Consider the following 23959-nt stretch of genomic DNA (forward strand, 5'->3'; position numbering starts at 1 on the left):
AACCTAGCAGCTCCGCGCAGACTAGTCCGAAGCCCTACGCACGCTTATAATGAAATATGGCTAAAAATAAAACCACCCCGATACCCCGCGAGGTGCCAACTTGTAAAGTTGCACTTGCGACAGAGCTCTTTGCCAAAGAGTCGCATGTTGAAAAAACGTCGGACACTCAGGCACTGCCCACCTCCGACAAGAACTTCAGGCGCCTGTACGCAGACCAAACCGTCCACCACTGGTGTCAATGGGCAACGGTCGCTGGTTTTGTGCCAATTCCAGTCGTAGACATCCTATCAATCTCTGCCGCTCAAGCAAAGATGGTACACAGCCTGTGCAAAATCTACGATAAGCAATTCGAGCGCGAGGCGCTTTCGTCGATTATTTCAGGTCTTTTGGGCGGAAGCCTGACTGGCTTGCTATCAGCGAGCTTGGCATTTACGATGATTCGCAATATTCCTCTGGTCGGATCAACCCTGTCTTCGCTTACACAGCCAGCCGTCGCGTACGGTGCCACCTATGCGTTAGGCGCTGTTTTTATCCAACACTTCGAAAAAGGTCTGAATATGTCAGAGCTTTCTGTGAAAGAAGTGGAGCAATATTTTATAGATAAGTTCAAGCAGGGTCGCGCAGCCTTTAAAAAAACAGCGCCCGCGGCTTAACACGTGCCCGCAGTGTCACCCAACCTTTGGGTTACGCGCCCGTCTCCTAGTGCTCACGCAACGAAGCGCTTGTTTTGCCTACCCTTTGCAGGCGGAGGGGCCTCGGTCTACCGTTCCTGGGCTACACATTTTGGGCCAACGCTCGAGGTCTGCCCTATTCAGTTTCCCGGGCGCGAGGGACGAATCTTCGAACCGGCCTTCACCGGTGTGGACGCCTTGGTAGCAACGCTAAAGAAACACCTTAGTCCTTATTTAGATCGGCCCTATGCGATTTATGGACACAGCATGGGAGCGTTAGTCACGTTTGAACTTGCCCAAGCGATCGCCAATGATGACAGTCTACCCAACCCCGAAAGGATTTTTGTCGCAGCACACCGTGCCCCGCACCTACCTTTGCAACGTACCCCACTTAGTGACTTATCTACTGAGGCGTTTGTCGAGAAGTTAAAACAGTACGGTGGCTTCGACCAAGAGATTTTGAATAACATCGAAATGATGGAACTCATCTTGCCGACACTTCGTGCCGATTTCACACTCTGCGAAAGCTATCAATACAAAACGAGTCCAAAATTAAAACATCCCATTCACGTATTCGCTGGGACAGAAGATCAGCAAACAACAGTCGAAAGCACCTACGCGTGGGATCAACACAGTGATGTATCCGTCGACTCAACACTTTTTACGGGCGGACATTTTTTTTTAAATAGCTGCCAGCAAGATGTTCTAAAGAAAATCAGACAGACACTCTTATCAACGTAATAGCTCAGCCTAAAAAAAAGGCCACGATCAAATCGTGGCCTTTTTGCATCTCTCACCCGCTTACTTCACCAGTACGGCAGGTGAAGGTGGGATAGAGCCCGAGATCTTATTCAGAGTAAGCAGTTGAGATAACAACACCATCACCTCTTTACTAAAACTATTCGAGTCATCCGGTATGCTGTAGGTGGCTCCTCGATACTCCAAAGCAGTCAACGTATTAGCGAGACGCTGGTTCTTGTGAACAATGAACAAGGGCACTGGAGGAAAGTCTTCCGCCGTCGAGTTAGGCTTTGCTTCGAGTGCCTCAGGATTGAAGATCTTCACGATCGTTGGTTTTTCCGCATTCTGCATCGAGACGACCTGACCCAAGAAGTCGAAGACATTTCGCGTTGAGCGCAGTTTGATATTGATCGATAAATTTTTATAGGTTTGATTACCAAAATCTGCCAGCAATTTACCAAGCTCAGTCGCCGTGCGACTCGGTGCGCGCGCCTTGAACGTTTGTGTACAGTACATCGACGGAGCTAGTGAGTCCCCAAATAAAACCTGACCATCAGTGCGATTCAAACACATACGGAACTGAGGAACAAGTCGAACCAGTTGATACCTGTTAGGGCGGCCTGGCGTTGCAATCTCATCCACGGTGACGCCGGAAGCCAGCGCTGCAGTGAACATCCCCATCGATGCTCTCATCGTAGCCTCGTCCATAACCGGCGACTGAGGGACTTTCATGAAAGTTGGCTCAACACTCAAACCAGCTGCCACCAGCACATACAACACCCTCTGAAAGCTCAAATAGTCTTCTTTGGAAGGGTCATTCACGAAACTGGCAATAACATCTTTCTTGTCCGTCACCACATCGATCGAGTCGATCACGAGCGAATACAACACAGATCTAGGCGCAGCTTGATTGGCCGACAAATAGCCTACGATCTCAGGCTGTATTGCTGACAAAAAAGGCTTCATGAAGGTCGCGTTGTCGAGAGACGACTGGGTAAACGTATATCCACCGCTGACCGTCAACCCTACAGTGGGTGTCAAGGTGTTAGACATTGTAGAGAGGCTGTTCGCAGTACCCGTTAACGACGCGTTGGCTGACACATTACCCGTGCCCATAATGGACGGAATATCCAAAAAACTCACGGGCATTTTTTGCGATGCGCGCACGACGTTAATGAGAGTATTGTCATTACTGTAGGACTCTACGACGTCCCTGTAGGCTGCGGACATACTACGAAAGGTTGTGGAATTCGTAGAACCGCAACCGCTTAGCACAGCAACGACCACCGCCATGCCCAATAAAAAAAATTTACGCATTGGAAAATACTCCGTATGTCAAAGGGAAACCATCGTCTACGCGACTTAACCCAAAAACTTTGTGATGAACCAAAAGGAAGCGAAAGCGACTACGCCAATTAAAACGACACGGACAATGAAGTTTAATAACGTGGCGAAAATACCAATGGGTTTCCCGTCCGCACCAAACTGTTTACGGCGAAAAATCGAAAACATGATGAAGCCACCAAGCATGGCCCCGACCAACAAAATCTTGATTACAACGATAGCAGTCACAGTGGGCTCCAATAAAGGCCAAGATAATGATGCACACACTTGCTTGTGTGAGCGTTTAACAGCAGGGCTTTGCGAATTCTTTTGCTATCATACCGAAACAAGCTGTACTTTTCGATAATGCTCCATCGAAAAAATCTGGTTTTCAGATGTATTGGATAAATAATGATAGCGGTGAAGAAAAGACTCAGAGCTGTCCTCACGTTGTGCCTAGCTTGCCTGGCCGCACCTGTTGCTGCACAGCCAGGCAACGCAACGCCCAATCCCGCGACAACGGACAAGACGACAGCGGCTAGTGCACCTGACCGCGAGGGCCGTATCCCTAACGCAAAAATCTCGCAAAACCTCGCACAGCGACGGATAGGCTTAGTTTGTTCGATATTTGCCGGAAAATTTGACTGGTGGACACTGACTTTACGCATCAAGCAGTATTCCACAATGGGTCTTACTGAAAACTGTGATGAGCAGCACTATGACAGCCTCACGCTTGCGTCAATGGAGGCACAACTTCGTGCCGTACAACAACCTCTTTTTGTTGTGCGCGGCGGTGCACATCGCTACTTAATGGATGTGAACTTAGCCACCCTACCCAATCCCTTTGTTCGAATCGGAGAGCTTATGTTTTCCGCAGTAGGTGAAGTGCGTATTGGTTTAGTGGATTTGATTAGGGCGGAGAACTATATACCGGACAACCTAATTGCCAGCAATTACAGGCCCTTCACTATGCACGGCAATATTCAGTACATCTGGAATATTGGCAAGCCTATCCACCGCCTCGTTGCGCCTAATGGCGATCGCTACATCATGTACGGTTACACAACACGTGTAATCAAACAACTCACACAAGCCAACCTCGCCGAGATGGGACCTTTATTGAATAAACCGGAAGGCTGGAAGTACGAAAGTTTTTTATTAGACAAGACACTCACAATCAAAACAACGCCGTCCAATCGCTTTAAGGTAGATTTTTTGTTTGATGATGCCAACAATCTGTACATCAAACACGACGATTGAAGCACGCCACACAGCCCGATGCTTCAGCGAACACTCTTTAGAGGTGTGTCTCTAAGCACTTCACTTCCACCCATGATCAGCGGCAAGCCAGAACTGCCCGATCCGAATATCAACACTTTGCTGTTTGGCGAGGCCGCGAGATTTGCGCTAGCTTCAATGCCTTTGTAACGAAGGTAATTTTCAGTTAAAGCGTTATCTGCAATCGATTGAAAATCTCTGATACCAGCAGCTTCGATTCGCTTTCGCTCAGCCTCTAACTTTTCGGTCACTAGACGATATTGATATGCCTCGGACTTCACGAGTTCGACCGCCTTTTGTTGCAACGCCGCCTCAAGGTCTCCAGGAAAGCTGAACTTCGTCACTTGCACGTCACTGATCGTCAGCAACCGCACATCGGTTAACCCGATCGGCGTGATCTTTTTCAGAATGACATCGCTGGTATCCAAGGAAATTGTTTGGCTAATTTTTTGTATATCTTTGGTAAAAGCATCGACAGATGAGTATTGCGCCACCGACTCACGCGCTTGCGCTTCTATGATGGGCAGAATAGTTTTTTCGTAATAGTCTGGCCCAACAAACTTGTGCAAGAGAGGAAGGTTGAAGGGATAGGCCACATACTGAAAAGAAATGGTCATTTTTGACTTCAACCGATCAGAAGTCAAAACCTCAATATCCGTTGTCTTTTGCTGCACTTGGGACGTATAGATTGTCATTTGGTTCCAAGGCAGGGTCAAGGTTAGGCCCTCTTGGTACACGTTATCGAGATCCGTACCGCCCCCTAGGCGTTTGTATAGGACGCCTAAATGACCAGCCGGGATGATGTGTACCGAGTGAGGCCAAATCACAAGACCGCCACCCATGAGCACCAAAACTATCACCACGATACTGACTGCGTGCAACCTCAGCCAATTGATGTAGTCGTGCACTAACTCGGAAAAATAAGAGCTTATTCGACTCATGATATCTGGTGCCTATTAATCAAATGCACGAAGCTTGCCATTTTGAATAAACAGCAGGTGGTCGGCTTCATGGAAATAATGATCATCGTGTGTAATCGCGATCACAATTTTATTCATCGCTCGTAACTCAGGAATAATTTTTTCGTAAAAGAACTTACGAAACTCAGGGTCTTGATCAGAAGCCCACTCGTCCAAAATAATAATGGGTCGTTTCTCCAAGATTGAAACGATCAATGCAATTCTTTTCTTTTGGCCTGTCGACAAATTTAAATCACTAAAGGATCGACTTTGAAAGGTAACGCGCTCTGGTAACTCTAGTTTTTTGAGCCACTTATCAACCTCTTCGTCAGGCGTATCGTACATGCCATACAATTTTTTAAACAGGTGAAAATCACTAAAAATTGTCGAGAACAGATCTCGATACGCTTGTGATTGTGCACTGTTGACTTCAACACCATTCAAAAGAATTCGCCCTGAGTCGGGTGCAATCAGGCCAGTCAAGATACGGATAAACGATGTTTTGCCCGACCCATTACCACCACGAACAAAATAGACCTTGCCTGCTTCAAAATCACAACTAATGGGGCCCAACACAAAAGGCGTCGCACCTGGCTTACTTTCAAAACGATAAGAAACGTTCTCGACAGAAATCCTCTCAACGACCTGATCAACGAAATCATCGGCGGCAGGAATTTCTTTTTTAATCGCCTCGAGCTGTGCCATAAAACGATTTACTTCTTCCGCGGCGGTATTAGCCTGCGAGAGAAGCGGCAGCGAGCTAATGATCCCGGTTAAGGAACCCGCGATAAACAATACCGTCGTTGACACAGCAACCACGCTTTTATAAAACTCAGAAGAAATCACCGGGATCACGAAAATCGCTACGCCGACGAAAGCGTAAATCATCACCTGAATTGAGGCGAAACCATTAGACAAATAAATGAAGGTTCGTGCCTTGACATCAGCGACGTGGCGCGAGCTGTTGATGATGTCACTACTGATATCAAAAGCCCTCGCGGAGTTCATCTTGATCTCTTTGAAGCCAGTCAGGAAGTCAGATATTTGGGAATTTGCTTGTCCTTCCTCCATCCACGCATCTTCGAGCTTGTCGTGCATCGCCGTAAAATTCCCAGCAAAATACACGAGGATTGCACACCCAAACACCAGCGTAATCAGTCCGGCCGCAAAAGACAGATAAAACAAATATCCAACTGCAAAGACAAGCATGGACATTGCTTGGCAGGTGGGGACAAACATCGTGGCCCCCTGACTGATCGTCAGCGTATCTCGGCTCAAGATGGTCATGATGTGAGGGGGGCCAATTTTCTGCAGAGTCAACAGATCCGTCTTTAAGACCTCTCCCATCACACGCATCCGAATGCGATGGATCAGAATCTGAGTAGCGGTCATACTTTCTTTATTATTGATTCGTACCAACACTGTGTAGGAAATCAATAGGGGTATGAACAACGCGAACGCCCATAAAGGCGTGTCTTGCGCAGCCACTTGTGCGGCGGAGTAGTTCACGAGTGCAATCAAGGCCGTGCTGCATAGGCCGGCAAGACCAGCCACGTAAATAATACGACCCAAACTTAAGCCACTGTATTCTTGGACTAACTTAATGAGCTCTGAAGCTTGTCGTGCACTACGCATCTGTCCATTCCATTTAAGTCAGCACTGCGTTGGCCCAGTTTAAATGGGGGTCGCAGCTACATCGGCCGCTTTTTCTGCAGCACTTTTCTTTAGAAACATTTTTTTTGCATAAGCGACCTGCTCTTGATAAGTCGACTTTATTGCATCAATCGACATAGACATAAGCGTCCCATTAGACTCAAAATGTCTGACGAATATCGTACCGACTGCATACGTGGTCGCGTAAGACATCACAGGCTGGGTTACCGCAGCAAGTGTCGAGCCAATGATAGGCACACTCTTAATTAGCGTGCCAGATAGCGCCGTCGAAGCTACTGTCGTGATACCCCCTCCCGCCAAACCAGACAAAATTGCGCGAACTTGTCGTTGCTCAAAGGGGATGTCATAGACCTTACACAAGTCATAAATCATCTTAATCTGCACACCAGAGATTGCGGCGAGATCAAGAAAAGGCACGGGTATAAAGCCCGCAACCGTTGCCCATTGAGACCAATTTTTGACAGTTTGATCCGCAAGCAAGCGACGAAAGTCTTTGACCATCAGCGGCTCCGCTAATGCTAAGTCCTCATCCCTGGAGTACTCCGCCTCAAACTGCTGCGCCGCAGCTTGCCCACGGACGTTACGGTCTGTTGGATCGGATTTTGTCATGACAGTTACCTTTTCAAAATAATACCGGGGCAGTCTAAGTTGAGCTGCACCGTAGTCGACTCAGCGACCAAGTTTAAACGCCATTCGCTTCAAATGACTCAGTCCATTCCAGTCAAGCGAAACATACTTGTGCTGTCCATTCAATTGTCGAGCCAAGAAAATTGTGTTTTTGCGAATATTTAAGATGGACGCCGTCACGAACCCTAACCCACCACCCATAACAAGCCCAGCAACAGCAAGAGGGAAAAACCCAGATCTCGATCGGTCGACCGGCCCCTCAAGATGCATGAGCGAAACGAACTCACCATTAGGCTCGTAGAAACCAAACTCGTCCGATTGTGGCCCTGGAACAATCTCTCGGACACTCAATACATCGCCATAGCGGACCTGCGCGACGGGGCGATTGCGCAAAACCGGGACCGCAACAACCTCAGCCTGCCCTTCCTTGCTTCTGCCGTACTCTTGTGACGCACTCACCTCCGGTGCCGCGTTGGCAACGACAGCTTTACTCTTGTTTCTCGGGGTTTTTACACTCTTCTTTTTTTCTTCCAAAACACCGCTAGCTGCTACGGCCTTTTCAGGTGAGGCGGGCTTGACTTGCTTGATCGATTTGATGTCAGCCTTACTTGTCTTTTTCGCGACAGCTTTTCCAGTCCCTTTCACTGATGGCTTAGCTTTGGTCTTTTCTGGGCGCGCAGCAACGGACTTTGTCTTCGCCGTTCCCGTGCGCGCAGCCACTGGCGAATCAGACAACAATCCTGATCGGGGTGGGGCTGACTTCGTGTCTACCACCAGTGGGTTGAGACGAATCGTTTTTTTTGCTCGGGTCGTAGCCATATCTACCTTATCTATCGTTGAGCAACTTCTGTTGCGAGCGCACGATAGTCGGCCGAGGCCGCGCACGAAGCGTCGTATTCAAGCACTGGCATTCCATAAGAAGGCGCTTCGGCCAGGCGAACATTCTCTCGAATCAGCGTCTGCAATACCTGGGCACCGAAACGCTCTGTTAAAAGCTCAAGTACATCCTTCGAATGTCTCGTTCGCGCATCAACACGGGACGCTACAAAACCAAGTATTTCCAGGTCGGGATTCAGCACTTCTTTAATCTCGTCAACTAAAGACATCAGTTGGGCCACACCCGAGAGCGTAAGCACATGCGTCGTGACGGGGATCAACAGTTCTTTGGCAGCGACCAAAGCATTTAGCGTCACCACACCAAGAGTGGGTGGCGTATCAATCAAGATGTAATCCCACTTTGACGCATCAAGCTTGGCCAGTCGACGCTTCAATATTGAATCAATAGCAAGCTTGCCAGCAAGCGCCTTTTCTACATTTGCCAGATCTTGACTAGCGATAATCACGCCAATGTTTGGCGTGGCCGAGGCACTAATCAGCTTTTCAACAGCGCCGGCCTCCGTCAACAGCTTGAACGCACCATCCGCATGCTCGCCTGCGGCCAACCACTGACTGGCATTCGCCTGAGGATCTAGGTCGATCACTAGCACCCGCTGCCCAGTTTCCGCCAGCGCTGCAGCCAAATTAACTACCGTGGTTGTCTTGGCACAGCCACCTTTCTGATTTGCAACCGCGATTGTTCGCATTGGACAACACCTAAGAAAAACAACTGCTATTTGGCTACTGCATCCATCGCTTTGCGTAGACTAGCAGGACGCATGTCGGTCCAATGCTGGTCGATATATTGTGTCACTTCATCTTTGGAACCAGCAAAACCTTTTTCATGCCATCCTGCTGGCACAGCTTTTTGCTCAGGCCAGATTGAGTATTGTTCCTCGTCGTTGATGATCACTTTGAAGCGATCACCATCAATCGTGTAGGCGTCTAGACGGACCGTTGCTTTTTCTACCATGATTGATCACTTTTACTTAAGGGCTAAAGTTGATTGAAACGATGTTTTGAGCTTCGCCCAAAACATTAAGGCGCCAACTAAATTTTAATTAGCACGCGCATCTACAATCTACACCGAGTCAGCCTCGGTGTGCTCGCAAAACCTCATGCTTGCGTGCAGGTAGGAAACAATTCCTACCTGTGCACGAAACAACCATCAAATCTTGTCGGCTAGCACTGCAAGCAACCGCTTCGCTGTATCGCTTTCGTCACGCATCCCTTTGTCGTTGAGCACCGTAACTTCAGTCTCATTGCCTCGGGCACCGAGATGAATTCGGTAGGTTGGAGCTTTGCCAGGATCTTTTGCCCCAAACAGTCGGCTCAAGAAATTAGGATCTTCGCGTTTGAACCCAGTGTCACTGTCGACATAACGGACATAGTAATCCCCTGCCGAACGATCGCGATCATCCACCGCAAAGCCGCCAGAATCTAACGCAACACCAACCCGACGCCAAGCACGATCAAAGCTTTCGCTAATAATCAGCACCGCCTTATCGGCGGCGGGCGCTACAACTTTAGGGCTCTGAGGGTTTGCGACGGACTGCGCCATCTTCTTGCGCGCACCATCTACATCTTCACCCATAAACACCATCAAACGTGCGAGCATCGCAGCGTTTAAACCTGGGTCTTCCTTGCCACGCACCCAGCGGATGTCTGTGCCGTCTTGTGCAGTGGAGATCTCATCCATGTGCTGATGCGAAATGTAAACCTCGGTGCGATTCCCTGCTCGCTCGATACGCGTGCGGAACTTGTCACGCGTGCCACTATCCCACAACCCCTGAAGCACTGAACCGAGCAACTGCCGAATCCAACTCTCGGGAATTTTGGCGCGGTTTTCCGCCCAATTCGTGACAAGCAAGCCAGCCTTCGGATCCGTCACGTCCAGCGTAAATCCGTTTTCACTCCAAAAATCAGCAGCTAAAGAGAAAACCTTGTCGGCCGACATATCGACGGACAACCAACGCAGATCACCATCGCGCAAAACGCGCATGTCATTGCGTGTGGGTAACACCGCCGCTTGGGTCGCGCTCGCCCCTTTGACGGCGGCCTGCTGGCCAGCTTGCTGAAGCTGACTGAACGTCGTGCTACCGCTCGATGGAGCACGGTAACGCGGATCACTTGCCGCTTGTGTCATATCAGGCGGAATGCTTAATGGGTCGGTCATCACGACACTCTTGTAGTCGACTGAGTTGTCGCCATCCAAAACTGAACGCATTTGCGCGCACCCACTGATTACCAACAACCCCAACAGAGCCGTTACCTTGAGAGCTTTCACATTGAAACCTTGGGTTTTCATCTTAGAGCAGTCCCGCCTGAACCATCGCGGCTCGTAGTGGTGCATGAAACTGCGCACCTAATTCAACTAAGGGCAGGCGAATTCCTTTCGGGATTCGGCCCATCTGATTAAGAGCCCACTTAACCGGCACTGGATTGCCCTCAACAAACAGCAGTTTGTTCAGTGGTCCAAGTAAACCGTTGAGCGCGCGCACCTTGGCAATATCGCCCTGCAACGCAGCGGCACACATGTCATGCATTGCCTTCGGTGCAATATTCGCTGTCACCGAAATATTGCCGCGACCTCCAAGCAAAATCAACGCAGCAGCGGTTGCATCATCACCGCTCAACACCACAAAACTAGAAGGTAAGTCACGAATCAGCAAGGCGCCACGACCGATATCCCCCGTTGCATCTTTGATCCCGATAATTCCAGGAATCTGCGCCAAACGCACTACGGTGTCATGCCCAAGATCCGCAACAGTACGACCGGGAACGTTATACAAAATGGTTGGCAAATCAACCGCTTCTTGAACAGCCTTGAAGTGCTGATACATTCCTTCCTGTGAAGGTTTGTTGTAGTACGGCACAACCGACAATCCGGCATGGGCACCCACCTTACGAGCATGCTCAGCCAAGTGAATGGCTTCGGCCGTTGAGTTCGCTCCTACGCCCGCAATCACGGGAATACGATTCCCAGAATGCGAAACGGCCAAGCGAATCAATTCGGCGTGTTCATCTACGTTAACGGTTGGAGACTCACCGGAGGTCCCCACAATCACCAAAGCGTCTGTCCCTTCTTTAGCGTGCCAGTCAATCAACGATTTGAAACTGTCGTAATCGATGCTGCCATCAGGATGCATGGGGGTTACTAGAGCAACCATACTCCCCTGAAACTGGGGTCCATTTGTAGAAGAAGTCGTAGCCATAGATATTATTGGGTCCAGAGCACATTAGGGGCGCGCAAGCGCCATTAAAAATCTTAACTAAGTTTAACGGATAAGCGGCAAAACAAGAGCGAAAACCTATAGAAATAACCGCAGGATCCACTCCCCACCAGCTACCAGAGGAGAAATCAAAGTCGTCAACATCCCTGTTGCGAGTAGCGCAATCACAACCCACATTCCGTAGGGCTCCATACGGCCGTACTGCCAAGCCAGGCGATTAGGAAGCAGGCTGAACAAAATGCGCCCACCGTCAAGGGGCAAAATAGGCAATAAATTCAAGGCCATGAGCACTAAGTTAATGTGAATGCCTGCCTGGCACATCTCAAACCAAAAACCAGCACGCTCACCGCTGTCAAAAAGGATTCGCAGACCAATCGCCCAGGCAATCGCCATCAACATATTCGCGGCTGGACCAGCCAGCGCCACCCAAAGCATGTCCTGCTTAGGCCGGCGCAACTGCCCGAAATCTACCGGTACTGGTTTAGCCCACCCAAACAACAGCGCTGGCCCACCGAGGAGCTTGGAGAGCAACAAAATCCCAACTGGAACCGCGATCGTGCCGATCGGATCAATGTGTTTTAAGGGGTTTAAGGTCACGCGGCCTTCAAGGGTCGCCGTCGCATCCCCGAACAAGCGGGCGACATATCCGTGCGCGGCCTCATGAAAGGTAATCGCGAAGAGGACCGGCAGGGCATAGACCGTCAAGGTCTGAATGATTTCGCTCATGAGGCGATTGTAGTGGCTAAACGCCTCAGTCGTGCGACAGACCAAGTGTTTCAGGATCCCCAAGACCACGACGCACAATTTGTGGCGTCGCTCCGGTTAAATCAATCACCGTTGTGGGCTCGAGTGCGCAGGCGCCCGCATCGATGACCGCAGCTAATCGATGCTCGTAGCGCTCCCGAATTTCAACTGGGTCATTCAGGGGATATTCTTCGCCCTCGGGGATAAGCGTGGTCGACAACAACGGGCCCTCGGCTAGCTCAAGCAAAGCCAGCGTCACGGGATGATTAGGAACGCGTACGCCGATGGTTTTGCGCGAAGGATGGGAAACTCGCCGAGGCACTTCGCGTGAAGCTTCAAGAATAAATGTCCAGGGACCTGGTGTCGCAAGCTTCAACAAACGAAACTGTGCGTTGTCGACACGAGCAAACTGACTAATCGCAGCCATATCGCGGCAAAGCACCGTTAGGTGATGGCGATCATCGAGCCCGCGCAGCTTACGCAGCGCCTCTGCGGCATGTCGATCATCCAATCTGGCAACCAAAGCGTAACTTGAGTCAGTCGGGACAGCGAGAATTGCGCCCGCTTGCAAAAACTGAGCTGCCTGTTTCATCAGGCGAGGCTGGGGGTTGCTGGGATGAACGACGAATAACTGCGACATGAAGCGTATGTCCGATGCAAGGAAACGCAGGGCGGTTAGAATACGGGCTCAACGTCCCCGTAGCTCAATTGGATAGAGCACTCGCCTTCTAAGCGAGTGGTTGTGAGTTCGATTCTCGCCGGGGGCGCCACAATACCTCGGCTTATTGAACGACCTTGGCCTTATCGCGGAGTGTTTTCACATAGTCGAAGCGTTGCTTTTGCAGCAACATTTGCCGAATATCATTTTTCGCAAGATCGTAACTAGGCGCAACAAACGCGCGCTTGTCCTCGAGCTTAATGATGTTCCAGCCGGCCGGTGTCTGAATCGGCGCCACCGACAAACTACCTTTGGTTAGGTTCACCATTACGTTCGAAATCGCCGGCAGTATTTGAGCGGCGACTACCCATCCCACCTCACCAGCGTTCTTCTTACTGGGATCAATCGACAACTCGCTGGCTAACTTAGTGAACGCTTCGCCTTTCTTTAACCGGGCCAAAATGGCTTTGGCTTCCGGCTCCGTCGCAGTCACAATCAAGCTCACACGATACTGCTGCTCATCCTTCATTGCCACAATCTGCCGATCAAATTCGGCCTTTAGAGCATCTTCCGTTATAGGATTGCGTCGGGCGTAATCGTTCAAGAGAATTTCGACCATAAAGGTCTGCCGAACTTGTGCCCACTGCGTTTGGGCATCGGCGGTCTTGTCTAGACCCAACCGCGCGGACTCTTGCGCCAGTACCTCGCGATTCACAAGCTCATCTCGAATCGCCTGACGCAATTCGGGCGTGTCACGTTGCCCTTGCGCAATGTTCACACGCACATTCTGGTCAAGCAGCGCCTGCGGGATCGCCACGCCATTCACCGTAGCGACTGCACTCGCCGGTTTAGTCTGCGCAGAGGCCAAGGGGCTTGCCAGACCGACAATCAACAGGCTCACCAAAAAATTAGATAAACGTCGGTTCATATGTGAAAGAGTCCCAGTGCGTGCGCGAGCGCAGAAGATTAAAATTTGTTTAGCGAATAAGTTGATTATAGGGCTAGGGGCGCGTTTCGCAGGGGTTTTATATCTGTTAACTTCATGCGATTCGCTCTAGAAAGCACGTGCCAGCAAAAATAAAAAGGATGGAAAACGTTATGAATGCCGACTTGCTCAAAGCCTTTGCACCGACAGGCGTATTGCGTGCCTCACTGAACGTAGGCAACCCCGTGCTGGCCAATCTGGATAAAGAGGGCAAACCGTTCGGTATTTCCATTGACCTCGCCCATGCGCTCGCAGAAAAACTGGGGGTCCGTTGCGAGCTCATCGTGAACGAAACTGCAGGTAAATCCGTTGCAACCGTTGAAGCTGGACGCGCGGATGTCGGTTTTTTTGCGATCGACCCGGAGCGCGGCAAAGATATCGCCTTCACCGCAGCGTATGTCCTGATCGAGGGGTATTACATGGTGCGCAGTGACTCTCTCGTCACAAAGAACACAGACGTAGATGTCGTCGGAAAACAAGTGGTTGTGGGAAAAGGTAGCGCCTACGATTTATTCTTGTCTCGTCACCTTAAGCACGCGACGATTATCCGGGCACCCTCTTCCCAAGCGGTCATCCCTGATTTCCTTTCCCAACACATCGAAATTGCTGCTGGGGTCAAGCAACAGCTTGAGGCTGACACAAAAGGGATGACAGGTCTTCGCATGCTTGCCGAACGCTTTATGGTGATCAACCAGGCAATGGGCGTTCCGAAATCCAAAGGGCTGGGCGCTGCAGTTTATCTGCGTCACTTTGTAGAGGAGATGAAAGCGAAAGGCTTCGTCAAAGATTCTATGACCCGCCACGGCATTCAGGGAGCAGGCGTGGGCTATGCGGCAGATCCAGATAAAGATCCGCTGGACACTACCAACTAAACCCTAGAGGTAAGGCGAGGCAAGCCAAACAATCTTGTCTCGCAAACGCAATAGAAACGGACGTCGCATCAAGGAGCGGATGGTGATCCGCTCGGCACTCGAAATGGTGGCGTCAATACGCGCATCTAACTGCTGTGCCAACGCGCGATCATAAACCTCAAGATCCAATTCAAAATTCAAGCGCAAACTGCGTGGATCAAGATTGGAAGAGCCGACATACGACCAGCCCCCATCGACCGTGAACAGCTTGGAGTGATCGAACGTCCCCGACGATCGCCAAACGCGACAACCAGTCAAAATCAATTGATCGATCTGCGCCATCATGGCGGCATTCACGAGCTTGAGGTTATTTGCACCGGGGATCACGATGTCGACTAACACCCCGCGCCGCGCCGCTGTCGCTAACGCTGCAACCAAGGAAACATCAGGCAAAAAATAAGGACTTTGAATTCGAACATGTCGCTGTGCCACAGATAGCGCGCCGAGCAACATGTCGTGTGTACTCTCAAGCGTTGAATCCGGACCAGAGGGCACGCAACGCAAGGGCACGCCGTGCTCCTCAATAAAATCTGCAGGACTCGTCGAAAACCACTCTGGGCCCGATAGCTTTTCTTGAGTCGTAAACTGCCAATCGTGAGCGAAGTTAATCATCAGTTGATACACGACGGGACCAGCTACTTGAAAGTGCGTATCGCGGGTAACGTTTTCCTTTGCGATAGCCGTCACAAAGCCCGCCCGAATATTCATGCCACCGGTAAACCCATGCGTGCCATCGATCACCAACAACTTACGGTGGCTGCGCAGGTTGGCATACACCAGTCGCACGCCGATCACAGGGCGCATGAAACGCGCAGTCTGTACGCCACCTTTTTCAAGCATATGCACGATCGGCGGGCGAGAGTATTTTGCTCCCACGGCGTCGATCAACACACGCACGGCAACACCCCTCGCCTGGGCATCAATGAGCGCCTGGGCAAGCTCTACACCCACCTCATCGTGATCGAAAATATAACTTTGTAAGGCAATCGAGCGCTGGGCGCCCTTAATCGCCTCCAGCATGGCTGGATACGTCTCATCGCCACCATCGAGCAGGCGTATTGAATTGGATCCGAGCAACTTAAAGTCACTGACACGATCGCCTAAGGTTTTGAGTGCAGAGAACTGCGCGCCAGAAACAGAGGCGACATCGTCAACGAGCAGCCGGTGAATAACTTCTTGCGGTATGGTCGTGTGGGCTCGCTGTTGCGAAACGCGCTGCTTTCGAATTCGGTTAATTCCAGCAACTAAGTAAAACGCTGCGCCAAGCAGCGGGGAAAAAAGCACGACCGCGACCCAGCCAATGGCGGCTCGTACATCATGCTTCGTCATCGCGGCATGGATTGCAGCCGCAGCGCTCGCCACGCCGGAAATGACAAATAGGATGTGAGGCCAATATTCCGTAAAAACATGCTGGACGCTATGCATGACAGACCCCATTACCCGGCAAACCAACGCAACCAGTGACCACAATAAGCTGCTTCAAACATGCTAGAATTCTGCTCCTGTGGTGGGCGTAGCTCAGTTGGTAGAGTCCCAGATTGTGATTCTGGTTGTCGCGGGTTCGAGCCCCGTCGCTCACCCCAGTTTTAGCGCATTGCCTGCGCCAGCCATGGCAGGCAATCGCCAACGGAAGCCTCCGCTGGGCCAATTTTAGCGCCCCACCTTTTTACGCCAAGCTTCAAAATCAACAGTTGTCTGCGGATCCGTATTCGGATACAGGCCCATTGTCGTCCGGCCTTTCTTGACCTCTTCTGTTACGAAGTCCTCAAACACCGTCATCTCAAACGCTTCGTTTGCTAACTCCTCAGCAAGGTGGGCCGGTACGACCAAGACTCCATCTGCATCTCCAACAATGATGTCACCAGGAAACACAGGCGCATCGCCGCAGCCAATCGGTACGTTGATGTCGATTGCATGATGATGCGTCAGATTCGTTGGCGCCGAGGGCCGTTGATGATATGCACAGATTCCTAACTCAGCGATCTCAGCAGAATCACGAAACCCGCCGTCGGTCACAACCCCAGCCACACCACGCGCCATCAGGCGACCAACCAAGATACCACCTGCCGAAGCAGCACGCGCATCCTTGCGGCTGTCAATCACAAGCACCGCGCCTGCAGGGCATTCATCCACCGCTTTACGCTGGGGGTGCGAACGATCTTTGAAAACCTCGATCCCATTAAGATCTTCGCGCGCAGGGATGTAGCGTAGCGTGTAGGCCTCGCCCACCATATTTTTGGTCGACTTCGACAAGCGCTGAACGTTCTGCATAAACTGTGAGCGCAAGCCACGCTTGAACAAACAAGTTCCAAGGGTTGCCGTACTTACTTTGAGCAGTTTTTCGCGGGTCGCCGCGGAAAGTTTGGTCATCTTCTCGCCTATTGATCAGTAAATATCAGGTTCAGATACTGGCGCACCAAAATCGGTGCGCAAGAAATCAAAATCACAGCCTTCATGTGCTTGTTGGATATGCTTTGAGAACATCCAACCATAGCCTCGCTCATAGCGCGGTGCGGGTGCTTTCCACGCCGCCTGACGACGCGCAAACTCCTCGTCTGAAATTTCAAGGTTGATTGTTCGTGCTGGGACATTGACGGAAATCATATCCCCATTCTTGACCAGCGCGAGTGGCCCTCCCACATACGACTCAGGCGAAATGTGCAACACGCAAGCGCCGTAACTCGTACCGCTCATACGCGAATCCGAAAGACGCAACATGTCCCGCACGCCTTGTTTCAGGAGCTTCTTGGGCATAGGCAACATCCCCCACTCTGGCATGCCCGGACCTCCTTGTGGTCCCGCATTACGCAAGATCAATACATGATCCGCAGTCACATCCAAATCGTCATCATCAATGACCGCTTTCATCGAAGCGTAATCATCGAATACTAAAGCGGGACCCGTATGCTGGTGCAGGTGTTCGGGACAAGCACTCGGCTTGATCACGCAGCCATCCGGAGCAAGATTGCCTTTCAGAACGGCCAAAGCCCCTTCCGCATAAATAGGATTATCTAAAGGACGGATGACGTCATCGTTATAGACAGCAGCGCCTTCAATATTTTCCCCGAGCGTCTTCCCGCTTACGGTGAGGGTGTCAAGATGCAAATGCTGTTTGATACGGTTCATCAAGGCTGGCAAGCCTCCCGCATAGAAAAAATCTTCCATGAGGTACTGATCGCCACTTGGACGCACATTGGCGATCACAGGCACGAAGCGACTAAAGCGGTCAAAATCTGCCAAATCAATATCACAGCCTGCTCGCTTGGCCTGCGCAATCACATGGATGATTGCGTTAGTTGAGCACCCCATCGCCATCGCTACAGCGATCGCATTTTCAAAGGCGGCGTGCGTCTGGATTTTCGATGGGGTGAGGTCCTCCCAGATCATGTCCACGATGCGTCGACCGGACTCTGCGCTCATTCGCACATGATTAGAGTCAGGTGCAGGAATGGAGGACGCACCAGGTAGCGTCATCCCCAGCGCCTCCGCTATTGCGGTCATCGTACTCGCCGTCCCCATCGTCATGCACGTACCATGACTGCGCGCGATCCCGCCTTCGATTTCAATCCACTCTTTCTGGTTGATTAAGCCAGCGCGACGGTCATCCCAGTACTTCCAGGCATCAGACCCCGAACCGAGGATTTTCCCGTGCCAGTTACCCCGCAGCATGGGACCTGCAGGCACGTAAATGGCGGGCAACCCCGCGCTCGTCGCCCCCATCAACAGCGCAGGCGTGGTCTTATCGCAGCCACCCATCAACACCACGCCATCAATCGGATGACAGCGCAACAATTCTTCTACGTCCATCGCTAACAGGTTGCGATAGAGCATGGTTGTCGGCTTTACATATTGCTCTGCAAGTGACTGGGCTGGCAATTCAATCGGAAACCCGCCTGCTTGTAAAACGCCACGTTTGACATCCTCAACGCGCTGTTTGAAATGGCTGTGACAAGGATTGATATCCGACCAGGTGTTCACAATACCAACAACAGGCTTACCCACCCAGTCTTCCGGACCGTAACCCATTTGCATCGCGCGCGAGCGGTGTCCAAATGAACGCAAATCATCAGGAGCAAACCAGCGCGCACTGCGTAAGCTGTCCGGTGTTTTGACGCGCTTACTATCGTTGGACTGAGTCATAAACAGTGTTCCTTTCAGTGTTGTGACGATAACGAGATCCTAGCCCGGCTTAGGGCAGACTTTTTGTTTGAAAGCGGTGTCCGTTCTGATTTTCCAAACACGACCTCCATTGCTTTGGGTAAAGAAAGGCTCAATTTCTCTTAAAAAGGGATAAGCCGCTGGGCCCCAGGCATCAGAGCGTACCCAAAACACCTTATCGTTCGTTTCGCACAACCGTGGCACGAACGCAGCTTCGGTAATCAGCACGATTTTGCCAAGCGCTGGGTCGAAGTTTGCCGCATCCGCTAATTCGTTACGCCAGTTATCGCGCTTGGGTATGGTCGGCCAGTTTTCAATGACCCAGGCCGGGTTGCGGTTGCCAATATAAAAAGGCAGATCAAAAGAAAAGGCTCGCAAGTACACCAAGGTGTCATCAGGTTTCCACTGCGCAGCTATCGCAGCACCGGTGTGGTTCGCACTGTCTTTTTGTGTCACCCGAAACGCCATCAGTCCGATGACACATGCGATCGCTGAGCCCACGACAAAGCCGCGAATCAAGGGGATCATAAAAGCGGAACCGCGCGCCCGACGAAGCGCCCATAGTCCCTCGGCCACCAACACCGCCAAGGGGACGAGCGCAGGGAGTGTGTAGCCGATCAGCTTAGACGCGGGTATTGAAAAAAACACCATGATCACAGCAAACCAGATCACCATGAGAGCAGCTAACGTGGCCCCCGACGATCTCCAAAAGGTCCGGTTCATTATTCCGATCAAACCAACCGACCAGGGCAGTGTCATTCCAAAAATCACGGGTATGTAAAACCAAACAGGCTGAGGATTATTAAAGCTTTCTCCCACAAAGCGTTCGACCTGTTGGTGGATGAAGTAGTAATCAAAGAAGCCTGGATACTTTTGTTGCATGAACCAAAACCATGGCACCGCACAGATAAAAAACACAACAATTGCCGGGGGCCACAACAGTACTGCCAGACTTCTCCAACGCCCAGTCAAGAGCACCCAGCAAAGTAGAACGGCGCCTGGCAAGGCAACGCCGATTAGTCCTTTTGCCAGCATGCCCAAAGCCGCCGTCACCGCCGCGGCGAACATCATCGACTTGTAAGAGACTCCCACTTCTTGGCGCAACACAGCCTCAGCCCCCGCCAAGACAGTCAGGCTAATCATGCTCGCCACCAGCATGTCGAGGTTTGCGTATTGCGCAGCACCATAAAAATAAGGCATGGTGACGAGCGCGATAAAGGTGAGGGTCGCGATGGGGACCCCACGGTACTTGCGCACAAAAAAGTAGGCCGCTGTCGCGCACGACCACGCTGCAAGCACCGAGGGCATTCTTGCCGCCCATTCATTGCGCCCAAAGACCATGAATGAAAGCTGATCCAGCCAATAAAAAAGTGGGGGTTTATGGAAATACGGCATGCCGTTCATTAACGGCACCCAAAAACTATCGGCGCGCGCCATATCCCAGGCCACACCAACATAGCGGCCCTCATCAGGAAGGTGTAGGTCCCTGATCCAGGCCAAACCGCAAAGCCACACGGCAGCCCCCAACAATAGCCAAGGGACAGCCCGAGGCCCTTGGCAAAATACCCAGACGCGATTGGTTAGTAGTTTCATTGGCACTTCGTAAGTGGCAGTCCACCGATTGTAGGTCAGACCGCTACACGCTGTCCGAGCGGCGAGCGCTGTGTGTGGAAAATCTTGACGATCAGACAAAAGCTCGTTTTGGAGTATCGTACCGTAAGCATCTTATTTTTCATTGTCCGTTCGTTTTTGATACTCGTTTCAACAAAATGAAAACCGCAGCAACGCCCATCGATTTCAAGCAGGCCCTCTTCTCTCCACGCGCAGTCGCCCTCGTCGGGGCCTCTGGGAATCTGCAAAAGAACACGGCACGACCGATGCGCTTCATGCGTAAGCATGGTTTTGCGGGGCAGATCTACCCGATTAATCGCACCCAGTCTGAAATCATGGGCGAAAAGGCCTACGCCGACCTCGCCGAACTTCCTGGGCCAATCGACCACGCCTTTATCATGGTGGCAAGCGATTTGGTCTACCCCATGATTGAAGGCTGTGCCAAAGCCGGTGCCAAAGTGATCACCATCTACTCTGACGGTTTTGGTGAAACCGGGCCAGCGGGTATGGCCGAGCAAAACAAGCTGATTTCTCGAGCAAAAGAGCTCGGGGTGCGCATTATCGGGCCCAATAGCATTGGCTTGGCTAACTTACAAAGCGGTCTGATTCTCTCCGTCAACGCAGCCTTCGAGGCTGAAACCCTCATTCGAGGTGGACTCAGTCTCGTGTCGCAAAGTGGCTCGATGATGGGTTCGTTGATTGCCCGCGCAGCAGCGCGTGGCTTTGGTTTTGCGAAATCAGTTTCAGTCGGCAATGAAAGCGATGTCACAGTGGGCGAGATCATTGACGCACTGGTTGACGATGCGGATACAAAAGTCATTTTGCTGTTTTTGGAAACCCTGCGCGACTCACCGACGCTCGCCGCAGCGCTGGAGCGCGCTCGCGCAAACCACAAACCAGTGATTGCCTACAAGATCGGGCGCTCGGAGCAAGGTGACGCGCTCGCGCAATCTCACACTGGCGCATTAGCGGGTAACGACGTTGCGGTAGACGCTTTTTTACGGGCCCATGGTGTGATGCGGGTGCGTCATCTCGAAACCTTGTTCGAGCTCGCCCCGCTAGCAGAACGATATCGTGGCAAGACCCATCCCCATCCGACGCCTGCACGCGTCGCAGTCATCACCACAACAGGAGGTGGCGCCGCTACCGTTGTAGATAACCTGGGATTAAATGGCATGGTCGCCGTGCCACCCCCACCAGCCTTTATCGAACACATGGCTACTCGCGGCATGAACATTCGTGAAACCGCCATCATCGATCTAACCTTGGCTGCGACCAGCGCCCAATACAAAGATCTGCTTGAACAGTTGTTACAAACCGACTGGTGTGACGCAGTCCTCAGTGTCGTGGGGTCCTCCGCACAATTCCACCCAGAGCTGGCCGTCAAGCCGTTGATTCAAGCCGAAAAACCAACCACTAAAGCACTGGCGGTGTTTCTTGCGCCAGAGGCGAACGCTTCGCTTGCCCTACTGCAACAGGCAGGGATAGCTGCCTTCCGCACTCCGGAGTCCTGTGCCGATGCGCTGTCGGTATTCTTTGAGGCACAAACGGAAGCGCCGCCAAACCTTCCTGTCACACCATGGCCTGCAGCGCTGCCGCGGACCGGACTACTCACTGAATACGAGTCAGGGCAACTCTTTTCCACACTTGGACTGACTACCGCACAAGCGCAACGCGTACCACTAAACGATTTAAGTCATACGGTACCCTACCCCGTTGTCGTCAAAATTTCCTCTCGAGATATCCCGCACAAGACCGAGGTCGGCGGCGTCAAAGTCGGTGTACATAATCAGGAAGAGTTGTTAGCAAGTGCAGCGGCTATTGAAAAGAATGCAGCGCATCACGCGCCTGCAGCTAAAGTCGATGGCCTATTAGTCCAAGCGATGGAAGCCAAGCTCCTGGAATTGATTCTCGGCTATCGCAACGATCCGTTGGTCGGACCAACGGTTTTACTAGGCGCTGGCGGCATCGCGGCAGAAATCTCTCCTGACTTCTCCCTGCGTATTGCCCCCGTCTCCATCGAACAGGCACGCGAGATGATTAAAGAGGTACGCATCACCCAGTTGGTGCGCGGCTTCCGCGGCCTACCCCAGGCAGATTGCGAAATTTTGGCGAAAACCATCGCGGATTTTTCTCGTCTGGCCTGTGTGCGTGAAGTCAATGTGCTTGAGGCTGAAATCAACCCACTTTTTGTTCAAGCAGAAAAAGTCATCGCCGTAGATGGCTTGGTGAGACTGGCATGACAAGCTCTGGCGATACAGTGCCCCAGCACTCGAGTTCGCCCAACAAAGGTGCACTTGGCTTGGCGCGATTCCTCGGCATCGCTCAAATCTGCTCCTACGGAACCATCTATTATGCGTTCCCGTTAATCGTCCTGGCCATGCAACAAGAGTTGGGCTGGTCAAAGGCTGATGTCTACGGCGCACTCACGGTCGGTCTGTTACTCGCCGCGGGTCTAGCCTACCCGGTTGGTGTGGCGATCGATCGAGGGTTTGGTCGACACGTGCTTTGCTTTTGCTCCGTCATTGCAGCTCTGCTCTTTGTTGCCTGGTCTTATGTCTCAAATCTTTTTGTCTTCTATGTGATCGCCGCGGCGATGGGCTCGCTTCAAGCAGCAATCTTGTATGAGTCCGCGTTCGCCGTGCTAGCAAGACGCGTGGGGCCGCAGCATTCACGTGCAGGCATTACGACCATTACGCTCTGGGCCGGGTTTGCCAGCACCGTCTTCATCCCCTTAGAACAGTTCTTGATGGACGGCTGGGGTTGGCGCGCCTCCTTGTGGGTCCTGGCGGGCGTGAATCTCGTCTGCGCAGCGGGCTACTGGCATTGGGTCAAACCAGAATTGGACGCCGTGCATGCCTCGCACTCCGTTACAAAAGCGGAAAACATTGCACGAGACAAATCCATCGTACACGCAGCCTTACGCAATACGGTCTTTTGGTTGCTCTTGATCGCACTAACGGTCTACTCCATGGTCTTTTCGATTTTTACGTACCATATGTACCCGATGCTGCTTGATAAGCAGATTCCCACTGGCGAAGTGGTTTTTGCCCTTTCGATTATTGGTCCAGCACAAGTGCTCGGCAGAATCATCATCAGTCGTTTCGCTGCCCGCGTGTCTATGCGCACGTTGGGCTCTATTATGTTGAGCCTTTTCCCCTTCATCTTTGCAGCCTTCATCCCTGACTCTCCAGGCTTCATGCTGGTCGCAATAGTCTTCGCTGCATATGGGCTCGCAAACGGTGTGTTCACTATCGTGCGAGCACAAGTTGTTCCGGAAATGTTAAGCAAACACGCCTATGGCGCGCTCAATGGGCTTATTACGATTCCCACGATCGTCGCCCGTGCGGTCGGCCCTGTTATTGCCGCTTGGCTTTGGGCGGTCGATCAATCCTACGATATCGTCCTCATCGCTCAAGTGGGTGCTGCGGTTCTGCTAGCGATGCTATTTTGGGCCGCGAACATCCGATCCCGCTCGCATCCACCCTCGCTTTAAACAACCCCCTCGAC

The 23959-nt window shown here is 51.7% G+C and carries 23 protein-coding genes and 2 tRNA genes; 8 read left to right on the plus strand and 17 right to left on the minus strand.

What is annotated here, in order from left to right; genetic code table 11:
* Window positions 1–56 precede the first annotated feature (56 nt).
* Window positions 57–653: a YcjF family protein gene (locus KZZ10_RS09240; protein ID WP_259661230.1), complete on the plus strand. Its 597-nt coding sequence runs from the start codon at window positions 57–59 to the stop codon at window positions 651–653.
* Window positions 654–722: 69 nt separating this feature from the next.
* Entirely contained in the window at window positions 723–1412 is a 690-nt protein-coding gene (locus tag KZZ10_RS09245; protein ID WP_259661231.1) for a thioesterase II family protein, read from the plus strand.
* A gap of 60 nt (window positions 1413–1472) precedes the next feature.
* On the opposite strand, the gene KZZ10_RS09250 is transcribed toward KZZ10_RS09245, so the two are convergent.
* Window positions 1473–2729, minus strand: coding sequence for a hypothetical protein (locus KZZ10_RS09250; protein ID WP_259661232.1), 1257 nt, complete (start codon window positions 2727–2729; stop codon window positions 1473–1475).
* A gap of 45 nt (window positions 2730–2774) precedes the next feature.
* Window positions 2775–2984: a hypothetical protein gene (locus KZZ10_RS09255; RefSeq protein ID WP_259661233.1), complete on the minus strand. Its 210-nt coding sequence runs from the start codon at window positions 2982–2984 to the stop codon at window positions 2775–2777.
* A gap of 171 nt (window positions 2985–3155) precedes the next feature.
* Between KZZ10_RS09255 and KZZ10_RS09260 the strand changes: the two genes are divergently transcribed.
* Window positions 3156–3995, plus strand: coding sequence for a hypothetical protein (locus tag KZZ10_RS09260; protein WP_259661234.1), 840 nt, complete (start codon window positions 3156–3158; stop codon window positions 3993–3995).
* Window positions 3996–4018: 23 nt separating this feature from the next.
* Here the strand turns inward: KZZ10_RS09260 and KZZ10_RS09265 are convergent, their stop codons facing one another.
* The 10 genes from KZZ10_RS09265 to KZZ10_RS09310 all read right to left on the minus strand — a co-directional run bounded on the left by KZZ10_RS09265 (window position 4019) and on the right by KZZ10_RS09310 (window position 12766).
* Window positions 4019–4954, minus strand: a complete 936-nt coding sequence (locus tag KZZ10_RS09265) for a prohibitin family protein (protein WP_259661235.1) — start codon at window positions 4952–4954, stop codon at window positions 4019–4021.
* A gap of 15 nt (window positions 4955–4969) precedes the next feature.
* Window positions 4970–6607 carry a cyclic peptide export ABC transporter gene (locus KZZ10_RS09270; protein WP_259661236.1) on the minus strand — a complete coding sequence of 546 codons (1638 nt, stop codon included), beginning with the start codon at window positions 6605–6607 and terminating at the stop codon, window positions 4970–4972.
* 39 nt (window positions 6608–6646) lie between these two features.
* Window positions 6647–7255 (minus strand): YcjF family protein, encoded by a 609-nt coding sequence (locus KZZ10_RS09275; RefSeq protein WP_259661237.1) that lies wholly within the window; start codon window positions 7253–7255, stop codon window positions 6647–6649.
* Window positions 7256–7315: 60 nt separating this feature from the next.
* A complete protein-coding gene (locus KZZ10_RS09280; RefSeq protein ID WP_259661238.1) occupies window positions 7316–8092 on the minus strand; it encodes a hypothetical protein in 777 nt (258 codons plus the stop codon).
* 11 nt (window positions 8093–8103) lie between these two features.
* Window positions 8104–8856 (minus strand): ParA family protein, encoded by a 753-nt coding sequence (locus KZZ10_RS09285; protein ID WP_259661239.1) that lies wholly within the window; start codon window positions 8854–8856, stop codon window positions 8104–8106.
* 26 nt (window positions 8857–8882) lie between these two features.
* Window positions 8883–9122, minus strand: coding sequence for an MbtH family protein (locus KZZ10_RS09290; RefSeq protein WP_259661240.1), 240 nt, complete (start codon window positions 9120–9122; stop codon window positions 8883–8885).
* Window positions 9123–9317: 195 nt separating this feature from the next.
* Window positions 9318–10457, minus strand: a complete 1140-nt coding sequence (gene bamC / locus KZZ10_RS09295) for an NlpB/DapX family lipoprotein (RefSeq protein ID WP_375372554.1) — start codon at window positions 10455–10457, stop codon at window positions 9318–9320.
* A gap of 1 nt (window position 10458) precedes the next feature.
* Window positions 10459–11364, minus strand: coding sequence for a 4-hydroxy-tetrahydrodipicolinate synthase (dapA, locus tag KZZ10_RS09300; RefSeq protein ID WP_259661242.1), 906 nt, complete (start codon window positions 11362–11364; stop codon window positions 10459–10461).
* 96 nt (window positions 11365–11460) lie between these two features.
* Entirely contained in the window at window positions 11461–12108 is a 648-nt protein-coding gene (locus tag KZZ10_RS09305) for a site-2 protease family protein (protein WP_259661243.1), read from the minus strand.
* 25 nt (window positions 12109–12133) lie between these two features.
* On the minus strand, window positions 12134–12766 hold the full coding sequence (locus tag KZZ10_RS09310; RefSeq protein ID WP_259661244.1) for an L-threonylcarbamoyladenylate synthase: 633 nt from the start codon (window positions 12764–12766) through the stop codon (window positions 12134–12136).
* A 53-nt stretch (window positions 12767–12819) separates the two neighbouring features.
* On the opposite strand from KZZ10_RS09310, the gene KZZ10_RS09315 reads away from it, so the two are divergent.
* A tRNA-Arg gene (locus tag KZZ10_RS09315) sits at window positions 12820–12896 on the plus strand.
* Between the two features lie 12 nt (window positions 12897–12908).
* Here the strand turns inward: KZZ10_RS09315 and KZZ10_RS09320 are convergent.
* Window positions 12909–13712: a peptidylprolyl isomerase gene (locus KZZ10_RS09320; RefSeq protein WP_259661245.1), complete on the minus strand. Its 804-nt coding sequence runs from the start codon at window positions 13710–13712 to the stop codon at window positions 12909–12911.
* 170 nt (window positions 13713–13882) lie between these two features.
* Between KZZ10_RS09320 and KZZ10_RS09325 the strand changes: the two genes are divergently transcribed.
* Complete coding sequence (locus KZZ10_RS09325) at window positions 13883–14641, plus strand: transporter substrate-binding domain-containing protein (protein ID WP_259661246.1); 759 nt, start codon at window positions 13883–13885, stop codon at window positions 14639–14641.
* A gap of 3 nt (window positions 14642–14644) precedes the next feature.
* Here the strand turns inward: KZZ10_RS09325 and cls are convergent, their stop codons facing one another.
* Window positions 14645–16105, minus strand: coding sequence for a cardiolipin synthase (cls, locus tag KZZ10_RS09330; RefSeq protein ID WP_259661247.1), 1461 nt, complete (start codon window positions 16103–16105; stop codon window positions 14645–14647).
* 82 nt (window positions 16106–16187) lie between these two features.
* Between cls and KZZ10_RS09335 the strand changes: the two genes are divergently transcribed.
* Window positions 16188–16263 (plus strand) — tRNA-His (locus KZZ10_RS09335).
* Window positions 16264–16330: 67 nt separating this feature from the next.
* On the opposite strand, the gene KZZ10_RS09340 is transcribed toward KZZ10_RS09335, so the two are convergent.
* The 3 genes from KZZ10_RS09340 to KZZ10_RS09350 are packed head-to-tail and all read right to left on the minus strand — an operon-like array spanning window position 16331 to window position 20431.
* Entirely contained in the window at window positions 16331–17050 is a 720-nt protein-coding gene (locus tag KZZ10_RS09340; protein ID WP_259661248.1) for a ribonuclease activity regulator RraA, read from the minus strand.
* 15 nt (window positions 17051–17065) lie between these two features.
* Window positions 17066–18820 carry an L-arabinonate dehydratase gene (gene araD / locus KZZ10_RS09345; protein ID WP_259661249.1) on the minus strand — a complete coding sequence of 585 codons (1755 nt, stop codon included), beginning with the start codon at window positions 18818–18820 and terminating at the stop codon, window positions 17066–17068.
* Between the two features lie 39 nt (window positions 18821–18859).
* Window positions 18860–20431 (minus strand): ArnT family glycosyltransferase, encoded by a 1572-nt coding sequence (locus KZZ10_RS09350; protein WP_259661250.1) that lies wholly within the window; start codon window positions 20429–20431, stop codon window positions 18860–18862.
* 176 nt (window positions 20432–20607) lie between these two features.
* On the opposite strand from KZZ10_RS09350, the gene KZZ10_RS09355 reads away from it, so the two are divergent.
* Entirely contained in the window at window positions 20608–22692 is a 2085-nt protein-coding gene (locus tag KZZ10_RS09355) for an acetate--CoA ligase family protein (RefSeq protein ID WP_259661251.1), read from the plus strand.
* Window positions 22689–23945, plus strand: coding sequence for an MFS transporter (locus KZZ10_RS09360; protein WP_259661252.1), 1257 nt, complete (start codon window positions 22689–22691; stop codon window positions 23943–23945). Before KZZ10_RS09355 ends, KZZ10_RS09360 begins: the two co-directional genes overlap by 4 nt.
* Window positions 23946–23959: the final 14 nt, after the last annotated feature.

The organism is Zwartia hollandica (assembly GCF_019923725.1).
Taxonomy (GTDB): Bacteria; Pseudomonadota; Gammaproteobacteria; order Burkholderiales; family Burkholderiaceae_B; genus Zwartia; species Zwartia hollandica.